We start from the raw sequence: 12,384 nt of genomic DNA, 5'->3' as shown, positions 1-12,384 counted from the left end.
ACGCAGCTTGTTTCAGTCATGGGGCTGGACCTCTTCCAGAATTGTTCTGTAGCCGGCAAAATCGAACTGCTCCAGCCGCTCGCGCAGGGCGGCGACGAGGGGCGCATTGCCCGCCTCCCGGCCCAGCTCGCTCAGTTTCGCCTCGATGCCATGCACATAGCCGATATCGCCAAGATCCATCAGGTCGCGCAAGTGGCCAGGGCCGGGACTGGTGTAAATTGCGGGCGCCGTCTCCCGCTGCGGGTCTGCCTGAGGCAGGATGATGGGCAGGGAAAGGGCGGCCTGCGGCTCCGGGGCAGGTGCGGCCGGTGCGCCATAACGCCAGACGAGGCCGGGCAGGCGGCCGAGACGGTCGAGAAGCTGGGCCATGTCCACGGGTTTGGCCAGCGTATCGTCATGGGCAGGCTCGCCGGTGGGGCGCAGGGCCGTGTCGCCGATATTGGCCGAAAGCATGACGATGCGCCCCTTGTAGCCGCGATGGCGCAGGGCGGCTGCCACTTCCCAGCCGTTGAGGCCGGGCATGGAAATATCGGCCAGCACCAGATCCGGGGCCAGTTCCAGCGTGAGGTCTATGCCCTCCTGCCCGTTTTCCGCCGTCAGCACGATGAAGCCGAGTGGCGCCAGCATTTCGCGCATGAGGGCACGGTGGTCGCCATTGTCGTCGATGACGAGGATGGACCGGCGCGGCCCCTCATAGCCGCGCACCAGCCGGTCCGCGGCAAGGGCCGGAGCCGGGCCGTTGAGCGCCGCCAGCATCAGCCGCACGGTGAAGGTGCTGCCCTTGCCCTGTTCACTCGTGACGTCAATGGAGCCGCCCAGCGTCTGTGCCAGAAGCTTGGTGATGGTCAGCCCGAGGCCAAGACCCGGCGTGCGGTGTACCGCTTCACTGCTGCCGCGGCCAAAGGGCTCGAAGATGCGCTCCAGATCTTCCGGCGCAATGCCGCGGCCCGTATCGGTGATGCGGAAGGTGGCGACCTGCGAGCGGTAGGCAACGTCCAGGGTGATCTTGCCCTTGTCCGTGAACTTGATGGCATTGGACAGGAGATTGACGAGGATCTGGCGCAGGCGCTTTTCGTCGGTGCGCACCAGCGCGGGCAGGTTCGGCGCGCGGGAGAACTCGAAGCCGAGCCCGGCGGCTTGCGCCTGCAGCCGCACCATGGCGACAATCTGGTCCAGAAACTCGTGGATGTTGACCGTATCCGTGCTGACCTGCAGGCGCCCGGCTTCGATGCGGGAAATGTCGAGCAGGCCGTCGATGAGGCCGGAGAGATGCTCGGCGCTGCGGCGGATGACCTGAATGCTGGCCTTGCGTTCGCGCGGGATGGCTTCGTCCCGCTCCAGCACCTGCGCATAGCCGAGCACCGCATTGAGCGGGGTGCGCAATTCGTGGCTGAGGCCGATGACATAGCGGCTCTTGGCGTGGTTGGCCGCTTCCGCCGCCTCCTTGGCGCGCTGCAGGGCGGCGTCCGTCTTGCGGTGCGCCTCGATTTCCTGCAGCAGCAGGGTGTTCTGGCGGGCGGATTCCTCCTCTGCCACCCGGCGCGTGTCATGGGCGAGCACCAGAAACCAGACGCCGATGCCGGCGGCAATGGCGAAAACGACGAAGATCAGCGCGATGATCTGCCCCGGCGCCAGGTTTTCCTGCGGGCTGTGCACCATGGACTGATTGTAGATGATGGTGAGGATGAGGCCGATGCCGGCGATGACCAGCACCGATGTGGTGAGATAGCGGCCAAGGCGGGTGCCGAGCTTTTCCATCACCCAGGCGGGCAAGGCGGCGGCTGCGACCGTTTTCGTCTGATAGGCCAGCCGCGCCTTCGGCTTGCAACTGTCGCCGCAACGGGCGTCCAGCGTGCAGCAGAGTGAGCAGATCGGCACCTGATAGGCCGGGCAATAGGCCATGTCCTCCGGCTCGAACGGGTTCTCGCAGACCGAGCAGGTGATGGCGGTGCGGGACTGCCAGTGGCGGCGCGGCTTGCGGGCCAGATAATATTTGCCCTTCGTGCCCCAGGCGATGAGCGGGGCGAAGACGAAAGGCAGGACAAAGGCGATGAAGGTGGCCAGCGCCGCCGCCGTGACGCCGAAAATGCCGTAATGGGCGAGAAGCGCAATCAGCGCCGCCCCGCCCATGGCCCCGGTGCCGACCGGATTGATGTCATAGAGATGGGCACGCTTGAACTCGATGCCCGGCGGGGCAAGGCCCAGCGGCTTGTTGATGAAGAGATCGGCGGAAATCGCCGACAGCCAGGCCATGGCGATGATGGAGAAGACGCCCAGCGTCTCCTCCAGCAGGGCATAGATGCCCAGTTCCATCAGCAGGAGCGCAATGCCGACATTGAACACCAGCCACACCACCCGGCCCGGATGGCTGTGGGTGAGGCGGGAGAAGAAATTCGACCAGGCCAGCGACCCGGCATAGGCATTCATCACGTTGATCTTGAGCTGCGCCACCACCACGAAGGCGGCCATCAGCAGGATGGCGGCCTGTTCGGACGGCAGCATGTAGCCGAAGGCAACCGCATACATGCGTGACGGCTGGTCGGCTTCGCTTGCCGGAATGCCGGAGGAGAGCACCAGCACAGCAAGGAAGGAACCGGCCAGCAGCTTCGGCAGGCCGATGACCACCCAGCCGGGGCCGGCCAGAAACAGCGCAAAGCGGCGCAGCGGCGACAGGTTTTCCTTCGCCGGCAGAAAGCGCAGGAAGTCCACCTGCTCGCCGATCTGCGCCATCAGCGCCAGCACCACGGCAGCGGCGGCCCCGAATTGCAAGAGGTCCACCGGATTGGAATAGGCTTCCCGGGGCGCGCCGGAGGCCGGGTCAATGCCGGCAAAGCCGAGCCAGACGCCCACCGCCTGCCAGTCCGTCAGCGCAATGAAAATGAAAGGCAGGATGTTGAGAACGATCCAGAACGGCTGGGTCAGAAGCTGGAAGCGGCTGATCAGGGTGATGCCATGGGTGACCAGCGGGATCACCGCCACGGCGCTGAGGATGTAGCCGATCCACAGGGGTATACCGAAGGCATATTCGAGGGCGCTCGACATGATCGAGGCCTCGATGGCGAAGAGGATGAAGGTGAAGCTGGCGTAGATCAGCGATGTCAGGGTGGAGCCGATGTAGCCGAAGCCTGCGCCGCGCGTCAGCAGGTCGATATCCACCCCGTGGCGCGTGGCATAGCGGGCGATGGGCAGGCCGACGAAAAGCAGCACCGCACAGCCCGCCAGAATCGCGGCAAAGGCATTCGCGGTGCCGTAGGACAGGGTGATGGCCCCGCCAATTGCCTCCAGCGCCAGAAAGGAAATCGCACCGCTGGCCGTGTGCGAGATGGCGCGGCTGGAAAAGCGCCGGGCGCTCTTGGCCGTGAAGCGCAGCGCATAGTCTTCCAGGGTCTGGTTATTGACCCATTGATTGTAATGCCGGCGCACCGGCAGGATGCGCTGACGCGCTGTCATCTCTGCCCGTTTCTGGTCAGTCTGTGCCCGCTATCTGCCCAAGAAATAAGCATCCGCCCTCCGCGGCTGCACCGGTCAGTTAGGTGCAGCCCCCTGTCACTCAATACTTGATATCAGGAAAGCAGGAATCATGCCGTTCCTGAGTTCTGCCCAAGATGCGGCCACTGGATGGAAATGTTCAGGGCGGGGACGGCTTTCTGGCCGTCCCCGCCCTGGTTTTGTGCCGGATGTCAGCGTGTCAGTTGGCGAGGCGGATGGCGACGCCCGTGCCGCTGTAAACCGCTTCAGCCTGCTTGCCGTTCAGCGTGACGGAGGCAAACTTGCCATCAATTTTTGCGGCGGTCAGGACCGGCAGGCCTTCACTGGACTTGGCCGCAGCCTCATCATCGGCCGTGACGGTCAGTTCGGCGCCGTCCACAGCGAGCGCACCGCCGATGGAGACGCTTGCCTTCCGGCCCGCGGTCGACGTCACGATCAGGCCGGACGCACCGGTGAAACTGATGTTGCCTTTCAGCTCAAGTGCGGTGTTCTCCACCACAAGCTTGCCGCCAGCTGCAAAGACGTCCCCTGCGCCCAGCGCTGTTTCGCTGCGGGCAATCAGGTTGCCGGCCTCAATGAGGGTGCCGCCCGTGTAGCCATTCTCGCCGGCAAGAGCCAGGCTGCCGCTGCCGCGCTTGGTCAGCATGCCTGCGCCGGAGATGCTGTTGGACCAGACGTCAAAGGTGTTGAAGCCGCCGAGGCTGGCGTCCATGGTGACGGTAACATCGCCATCGAAGGCTCCATAGCCATCGGCAGCCTTGAAATAGTTCAGGCGGCCAAAGCCTTCCGGATCATCCATCACCGGGTTGCCGGAGGCGAAGGCGGTCGTTTTCAGAACCACCCGGCGCTGTTCGGCTGTGAGGTATGGCTGACGGGTTTCCAGCAGGACTTCAGCGCCTGCCGGCACGTTTGCAGGCAGGTCTGTGGCTCCGGCCGCCGGAAGGCCGTAGTCCATCCGGAAGGCGACGAAGGCGGCATTTGCACTATGATCGGCGAAACGGTCGCGCACGGAAGGATGCGAGTGAGCCACACGCATCAACTCCGCCTGTGTTTCCGAGCCGGTCTTTTTCATCAGCCAGGATTGGGTCTGGGAGAAGGCGCCGGCCTTCAGGCCGTCATTGTCAGGCTTGTTGAGGTTGTAGACCACAACGGCCGTGCCGAGAATCCGCCCGCCGATCACATCGAACGGCGAATGCATGCCGGCCACAATGCGGCTGTCGCCGAGTTCGGTTGCTCTGGTGAGCATTTCCTGGAAACGCTCGGGCACGAGGTAGGCCATCACCAGACCATCGCGCCAGGCTTCGGCGGTGTGGCCGCTTGGGAAGCCTCCGTCATTTTGCGGCTTGGAACTGCGGGCCGGCAGCAGGGACGGCAGAACGCTCACGTCCTGGCTCCAGCGCCAGGGGCGGGCGTATTTGTAGAAGCGCTTTGACGGCTCGGTCGAGCCATCCTTGCTGGCGGCCTCGATCAGGTCAACGGCAAGGCCGAGATCGGGGTTGGGGGCGATCTTCTTTTCCGCATCGCCGGTGCTGCCGATGCCCCGGTTGTTGCCTTCGTCTTCGTATTTGATGAGAGAGGCGTCGGCTGGAACATCTGTAATGGTGGTGTGCTGCTTCGTGCCTTCGCGCCATGCATCCGCGAGCGGCCCGAGACCGTCGACCAGACTGGCGTTCTTGCCGCGGCGGTCATCGAGATAAGCCTGAACGGCCTGCACGGGAGTGCGGCTGCGTGTGAGGGTCTCTACATAGGCGATGTTGGCAGCATGCAGGTCCAGGTTCACGGGGCTGCCATCGGTCACACTGCCGGGAATGCCGTCCCAGGTGGATTTGGCCACGGCAGGACAATTGCCCTCGGCTTCGGCTTCAACATCTGCATCGACCAGAAGCGACGACGGTGTCCAGACCTTCAGGAATCCGGCCAGCACGCGCACGCCGGCATTGCCTTCCAGCGTGGACATGCAAGCCTTCCCGCGCTGGTTGGTGGCACCTGCGCCGGTATATGCAGTCAAGCCGGAAACTGGCTGGGCCGTGTCCTCACGCCCAAGGCCTGCGGGTGGTTGCGGCAGGTCGATGGCAAGCGCGGCCGTTGCAGCCGGGATCATGAGGCCGAGAACGAGTGCGCTGACTGAAGCGAGATAGGACAGGGGTTTCATCGGTTGATTCCTGGGAGGGGGGGAGGATGAATGGCCCTGCCTTAGTGTTGTTTCGTGAAGCTTTTTTGTCTCTTTTGTATCGTTTGGCGCTCTGTCTGACACGGCTTTGAAGGCATTACGTCAATCGACGTATATGGCAGTGCAGCAATCCCGGACCACACTGATCGATGACGGCAGTAACAACTGTCCGCATCTGGGGCGCTGCCCTCGGCCCGGCTCACTGCAGCCGTTGCACGAAGGCGCAGGGGCTCCCTCAGTGAGGGGATAGACTGACATGATGACCAAGATGACTTCCCGCATGGCAGGGTTCGTGGTAGCGGGCCTGATGACTTCGACCATGATCGGCGGCGCGCTGGCCGAGGAGACGATCAAGATCGGCATCCTGCATTCGCTGTCGGGCACGATGGCGATTTCCGAAACGACGCTGAAGGACACCATGCTGTTCCTTATCGAGGAGCAGAACAAGAAGGGCGGCGTGCTGGGCAAGAAGCTGGAAGCCGTCGTCGTTGACCCTGCATCCGACTGGCCGCTCTTTGCCGAAAAGGCCCGCGAGCTTGTCGCGGTCAACAAGGTTTCGGCCGTCTTCGGCTGCTGGACCTCCGTGTCGCGCAAGTCCGTGCTGCCGGTGTTCGAGGAGCTGAACTCGATCCTGTTCTACCCCGTCCAGTATGAGGGTGAGGAAAGCCAGCGCAACGTGTTCTACACCGGCGCTGCCCCCAACCAGCAGGCCATTCCGGCGGTGGACTACCTCATGAACGAGGAAGGCGTGGAGCGCTGGGTGCTGGCAGGTACCGACTATGTCTACCCGCGCACGACGAACAAGATCCTTGAAGCCTATCTGAAGTCCAAGGGCGTCAAGGAAGAGGACATCATGATCAACTACACGCCGTTCGGTCATTCCGACTGGCAGACGATCGTGTCCGACATCAAGGCCTTCGGTTCCACCGGCAAGAAGACCGCCGTGGTCTCCACCATCAACGGTGATGCCAACGTGCCCTTCTACAAGGAACTCGGCAACGCCGGCATCAAGGCCGAAGACATTCCGGTCGTCGCCTTCTCCGTGGGTGAGGAAGAGCTCGCCGGTCTCGACACCGCCCCGCTCGTTGGCCATCTGGCTGCCTGGAACTATTTCCAGTCCGTCGACACCCCGGCCAATGCCGAGTTCATCGAAAGCTGGCGCGCCTTCATCGGTAACGGCAAGCGCGTGACCAACGATCCGATGGAAGCCCATTACATCGGCTTCAACATGTGGGTGAAGGCCGTCGAGAAGGCCGGCACCACCGACACGGATGCAGTCATCGACGCGCTGATCGGCGTCTCCGTGCCGAACCTCTCCGGCGGCTATTCGGCCATGATGCCGAACCACCACATCACCAAGCCGGTGCTCATCGGCGAAATCCAGGCCGATGGCCAGTTCGAGACCGTGTGGGAAACCCCGGGCCTCGTGGTGGGCGACGAGTGGTCCGATTATCTGGAAGGCTCCATGGACCTGATCGCCGACTGGCGCGCCCCGCTTTCCTGCGGAAACTTCAATGTGAAGACCGGCAAGTGCGGCGGCTCCGGCAGCTGATGTGAGACGGCTTCCGGTGGGGGGCGGTCCCGCCCCTCACCCCTCCCTATGAGGGGCAGCATTTCCAACGGAACGCCAGTCAGGTTCCAACTCCTCTCCCCCCTTGAGGGGGAGATGCCCCCGGCAGGGGGCAGAGGGGGGTAACGGCCTGTCCTCTCGTGAGAGAAGTTTTGCCGTGCTGAAGCGCTGCTACCCCCCTCTGTCAGCTTGCGCTGACATCTCCCCCTCAAGGGGGGAGAGGGGTGCTGCGGCGAAAGGAGAGGGCTGAAATGCCTCGGAGCCCAGCTCTCACGCAGCACGGTCCGCATGTTTCGCAAGATTCCAACGCTCCCTCTTCCTTGTGGGAAGGGGTCGCGGCGGGGGCTACAGCCTCCCGCTGCCATGATTCCTTCCAGCCAGGTGACGCCCATGTCTCTGAAACGCCTCATGATCTGTCTGCTGATGCTGGTGATGTCCGTTGCCGTGCAGCAGCATGCCCTTGCGCAGGACACGGATGCGCTGCGTCCCTTGGTGAACAAGCTGGGCGAGGGCGGGTTCAAGGAAACCGAGGCGCAGGTGGGTGCGCTGGCGGCGACTGGTGATCCCGCCGTGGCTCCGGCGCTGGAGGCTTTGTCGTCCGGCGATCTCTACGTGCGCAAGAGCGACGCCATGGCCGTCATCGGGGTGAAGGCGGGCTCCGGCCTTGCGCTGAGCGATCCGCTCACCGGTGAGGCGCTGGGCACGGTCACGACGGGTGAAGTGACCAAGATCAAGGTCAACAACGGGTTGCGCCGGTCGATCCGTGCGGCCGTCGGCAGCCTGACGCTGGGCTCGTCCGATGCCGCCGTGCGTCTGGCTGCGGCCAATTCCATGTTCCGCTCCCGCGATGTGGAAACGCTGCCTCAACTGGAGGCAGCCATCGCCAGGGAGACGGATGCGGGGGTGAAGACTGCGATGGAGCGCGCCCGGGCGGCCACTGTGCTGGCCGGTGACGCGCCGGAGGCGGACAAGCTGGCGGCGGTGGATCTGATCGCCTCGGCGGGCGGGCGCGATGCCCTGTCCGTGCTGACGTCGATTGCCAGCGATGCCAAGGCGCCGCAGGCCCTGCGCGATGCGGCGCAGACCGGCCTCACCCGCATTGAAAAGTCGCTGGCGCTCTGGGATGGCGCTCAGAACATCTGGTATGGCCTGTCGCTGGGCTCGGTGCTGCTGCTGGCCGCCATCGGCCTTGCCATCACCTTCGGCGTCATGGGCGTCATCAACATGGCCCATGGCGAGATGGTGATGATCGGCGCCTATGTCACCTTCATGGTGCAGGAGGTGATCCGCACCAGTTTCCCCGGCCTGTTCGGCGCGTCGCTTTTCATTGCGCTACCGCTCGCCTTTCTGGTGACGGGGCTGATCGGCATGGCCATCGAGCGCGGCATCATCCGTTTCCTCTACGGGCGGCCGCTGGAAACCCTGCTGGCCACCTGGGGCCTGTCGCTGATGCTGCAGCAGGCGGTGCGCTCGATCTTCGGGCCGACCAACCGGGAAGTGGGCAATCCGGACTGGATGTCCGGCGCCTTCCAGCTGGGTGAGATGACCATCACCTATAACCGGCTCTGGATCGTCGTCTTCGCCATGCTGGTCTTTGCCGGGCTGATGCTGGTGCTGAAGAAGACGCCGTTCGGCCTCTACACCCGCGCAGTCACGCAGAACCGCCGCATGGCCGCCTCCATGGGCATCCGCACGCCCTGGATCGACGCGCTGACCTTCGGCCTTGGCTCCGGCATTGCCGGGATCGCCGGTGTCGCCCTGTCGCAGATCGACAATGTGTCACCCAACCTCGGGCAGGGCTACATCATCGACAGTTTCATGGTCGTCGTCTTCGGCGGGGTGGGCAACCTGTGGGGCACGCTGGTGGGGGCGCTGACGCTCGGTGTCGTCAACAAGTTCCTGGAGCCCTATGCCGGTGCCGTGCTCGGCAAGATCCTCGTGCTCGTCTTCATCATCCTCTTCATCCAGAAGCGTCCACGGGGGCTGTTCGCCCTCAAGGGCCGGGCAGTTGACGCATGATCACCCATTTCCTTCTCCGCGCCTTCGACCGGCAGGCCACGCTGTTCCTCCTCATCGCAGGCGGCATCATTCTGGCGGTGCCCGCGCTCAACCTGCTGCTGCCGCCGGATCATCCGCTGCATGTGCCCACCTATGCGGTGAGCCTGATGGGCAAGTATCTGACCTATGCGCTGCTGGCGCTGTCGGTGGATCTCGTCTGGGGCTATTGCGGCATTCTCTCACTGGGTCATGGTGCCTTCTTTGCCCTCGGCGGCTATGCCATGGGCATGTATCTGATGCGCCAGATCGGTCCGCGCGGCGTCTATGGCGACCCGGTGCTGCCGGATTTCATGGTGTTCCTCAACTGGAAGGAACTGCCCTGGTACTGGTACGGTTTTGACAGCTTCCCCTTTGCCATGCTGATGGTGCTGCTGGTGCCGGGTGTGCTCGCCTTCGTCTTCGGCTGGTTCGCCTTCCGCTCGCGGGTGTCGGGGGTCTATCTGTCGATCATCACGCAGGCGCTGACCTATGCGCTGCTGCTCGCCTTCTTCCGCAATGACATGGGCTTTGGCGGCAACAACGGCCTGACCGACTTCAAGGATATCCTCGGCTTCTCCGTGCAGGCCGATGCCACCCGTGCAGGTCTGTTCCTCGCCTCCGGCGTTGCGCTGCTCGTCTCTTTCCTGCTCGCCCGCTCCATCACCCGCTCCAAGCTCGGCAAAGTGCTGGTGGCAGTGCGCGATGCGGAAAGCCGCACCCGTTTCCTCGGCTACAAGGTGGAGCGTTACAAGCTCTTCGTCTGGACTGTTTCGGCCATGATGGCGGGCCTTGCCGGCGCGCTCTACGTGCCGCAGGTGGGCATCATCAATCCGGGTGAATTTGCCCCGGCCAATTCCATCGAGGTGGTGATCTGGGTGGCGGTCGGCGGGCGCGGCACGCTCTATGGCCCCATCATCGGCGCGGTGCTCGTCAACTACGGCAAGACCTGGTTCACCGCCGTTCTGCCGGAGATCTGGCTCTTTGCGCTGGGCGCGCTGTTCGTGGTGGTGACACTGTTCCTGCCCAAGGGCATCACCGGCCTTGCGGCCCAGATACGGGCAAAGATCGCGGGCCGCCGCAAGCCGCAGGACACGTCTTCATTGGGCCCCCAATCCGGTCCCCAATCTTCTGGCGCCAAAGCGCCGCAACCGGCGGAGTGAAGCCATGACCCTTCAGTCGAGCCTTCTCTATCTGGATGGCGTCAGCGTCTCATTCGATGGCTTCCGCGCCCTCAATTCCCTGTCCTTCGTCATCGCGCCGGGCGAGATGCGCGCCATCATCGGCCCCAATGGTGCGGGCAAGACGACGATGATGGACGTGATCACCGGCAAGACCCGGCCCGATACGGGCGAGGTGTTCTTCGGCGGCGAGACCGACCTCACCCAGCTGGACGAGGCCGATATCGCCGAGCTTGGCATCGGCCGGAAGTTCCAGAAGCCGACGGTTTTCGAGAGCCATACGGTCCAGGACAACCTGGAACTGGCGCTGAAAGCCCCGCGCGGGCCGTTCTCGACGCTGTTTCATGTGCTGTCGCGCAAGGAAAAGGCGCGGATCGAGGAGCTGCTGGAGCTGATCCGGCTGGGCGGACGGCGCAACGAGCTGGCGGCCAATCTCAGCCATGGCCAGAAGCAGTGGCTGGAGATCGGCATGCTGCTGGCGCAGGAGCCGCAGCTTCTCCTGGTCGATGAGCCCGCCGCCGGCATGACCGATGCCGAAACGGCGGAAACGGCGGAGCTGCTGAAGGACATCAACAAGACCCGTTCCGTGGTGGTGGTGGAGCACGACATGAGCTTCATCCGTGCGCTGGGCGTCAAGGTCACGGTGCTGCACGAAGGTTCCGTTCTGGCCGAAGGCTCGATCGACCACGTGTCCTCGAACGAGCGGGTGGTGGAGGTTTATCTGGGGCGGTGAGGGGGGGCGTGTTTCCTCCGGCCTGACCAAGGGTTCAATTCTGCTCGCCCTTGAGCTGCCGGATTCACACCTCTGGTTCGGCTACTGCCCGCAGTGATGCATCTGTTCTGTGGCCGGGCCTCTCCGCCCCCCTCCCCCTCGTGGGGAGGGGTAAGGGGTGGGGGGCTCTGAGCCGAAAACTATATGAAAGACAGATAGATACCTGAAGAGGCATCGGAGGAGCAGTTGTATGAAATCAATGAATACTCTGCCAGACGGAAAGGCCTTTCCCCCCACCCCTAACCCCTCCCCACCAGGGGGAGGGGGGCTGAAAGACCGTGCGAGAGTGACCAGACTTCAGGCTTTCCCAAAGCCGTCACCGGCTTCAAACATGATGTGTGCATGCGGTAGTCACTCATGGAAGAGGAACTTGAGCCCGATGAAGGCCCCGCCTCTTGGCCGGGTGAAATGGAGCAGACCATGCTGAGCGTTGAAAAGATCGATCTTCACTATGGCGCGGCTCAGGCGCTCAAGGGCGTGTCCATTGAGGCGGAGGCGGGCAAGGTGACCTGCCTGATGGGCCGCAACGGCGTGGGCAAGACTTCGACCTTGCGGGCCATCGCGGGCCAGCAGCCGGTCAGCGGCGGGCGCATCCTGTGGCAGGGACAGGATATCTCGCGCCTTGCGCCCCATGCCCGGGCCCGGCTTGGCATTGCCGTCGTGCCCCAGGGCCGCGAGATCTTTCCGCTCCTGAGCGTGAAGGAAAATCTGGAGACCGGCTATGCCCCGCTCGCCCGCCGTGACCGGACCATTCCGGACACGATCTTCGAGTTGTTCCCGGTGCTGAAGGACATGCTGTCACGCCGGGGCGGTGATCTGTCCGGCGGCCAGCAGCAGCAGCTGGCCATTGCCCGCGCCCTCGTCATGCGGCCGAAGCTTCTGGTGCTGGACGAGCCGACGGAAGGCATTCAGCCGTCCATCATCAAGGACATTGGCCGGGCCATCGAGTGGCTGCGCGATCAGGGCACCATGGCGATCATTCTGGTGGAGCAGTATTTCGAATTCGCCCGCGATCTCGCCGACCGTTTTGCCGTGATGGACCGGGGCGAGGTGGTGATGGCTGGGCTTCGGACGGAGCTGGATGAGACGGAAGTCCGCCGCCATCTGACGGTCTGAGCCCGGGTGCCCGGGAGCCGGGGACGGCGTGCGGACGCTCGAGTACGCAAGG

Annotated in this window: 7 protein-coding genes; 5 read left to right on the top strand and 2 right to left on the bottom strand. The window is 63.9% G+C overall.

What is annotated here, in order from left to right:
* Window positions 1-12 precede the first annotated feature (12 nt).
* Both AC0CMF_RS19870 and AC0CMF_RS19865 read right to left on the bottom strand, forming a co-directional pair.
* The gene (locus tag AC0CMF_RS19870; RefSeq protein ID WP_374629146.1) at window positions 13-3,450 is read right to left on the bottom strand and encodes a hybrid sensor histidine kinase/response regulator; all 3,438 of its coding nucleotides are present in this window, start codon (window positions 3,448-3,450) and stop codon (window positions 13-15) included.
* A gap of 238 nt (window positions 3,451-3,688) precedes the next feature.
* On the bottom strand, window positions 3,689-5,641 hold the full coding sequence (locus tag AC0CMF_RS19865; RefSeq protein ID WP_374629147.1) for an acid phosphatase: 1,953 nt from the start codon (window positions 5,639-5,641) through the stop codon (window positions 3,689-3,691).
* Between the two features lie 286 nt (window positions 5,642-5,927).
* On the opposite strand from AC0CMF_RS19865, the gene urtA reads away from it, so the two are divergent.
* The 5 genes from urtA (at window position 5,928) to urtE (ending at window position 12,332) form a co-directional block, all read left to right on the top strand.
* Window positions 5,928-7,211, top strand: coding sequence for an urea ABC transporter substrate-binding protein (gene urtA, locus AC0CMF_RS19860; RefSeq protein WP_374629151.1), 1,284 nt, complete (start codon window positions 5,928-5,930; stop codon window positions 7,209-7,211).
* A 408-nt stretch (window positions 7,212-7,619) separates the two neighbouring features.
* On the top strand, window positions 7,620-9,248 hold the full coding sequence (urtB, locus tag AC0CMF_RS19855; RefSeq protein ID WP_374629148.1) for an urea ABC transporter permease subunit UrtB: 1,629 nt from the start codon (window positions 7,620-7,622) through the stop codon (window positions 9,246-9,248).
* A complete protein-coding gene (gene urtC, locus AC0CMF_RS19850) occupies window positions 9,245-10,426 on the top strand; it encodes an urea ABC transporter permease subunit UrtC (RefSeq protein WP_058898615.1) in 1,182 nt (393 codons plus the stop codon). The genes urtB and urtC overlap by 4 nt, the downstream gene beginning before the upstream one ends.
* Before the next feature lie 4 nt (window positions 10,427-10,430).
* A complete protein-coding gene (urtD, locus tag AC0CMF_RS19845; protein ID WP_058898616.1) occupies window positions 10,431-11,177 on the top strand; it encodes an urea ABC transporter ATP-binding protein UrtD in 747 nt (248 codons plus the stop codon).
* A 459-nt stretch (window positions 11,178-11,636) separates the two neighbouring features.
* A complete protein-coding gene (urtE, locus tag AC0CMF_RS19840; protein WP_050475154.1) occupies window positions 11,637-12,332 on the top strand; it encodes an urea ABC transporter ATP-binding subunit UrtE in 696 nt (231 codons plus the stop codon).
* Window positions 12,333-12,384 lie beyond the last annotated feature (52 nt).

Source organism: Pannonibacter sp. CBAS1226 (assembly GCF_055685825.1).
Note: the sequence above shows the minus strand (reverse complement) of the source record. Positions and strands in the feature narration are given on the sequence as shown.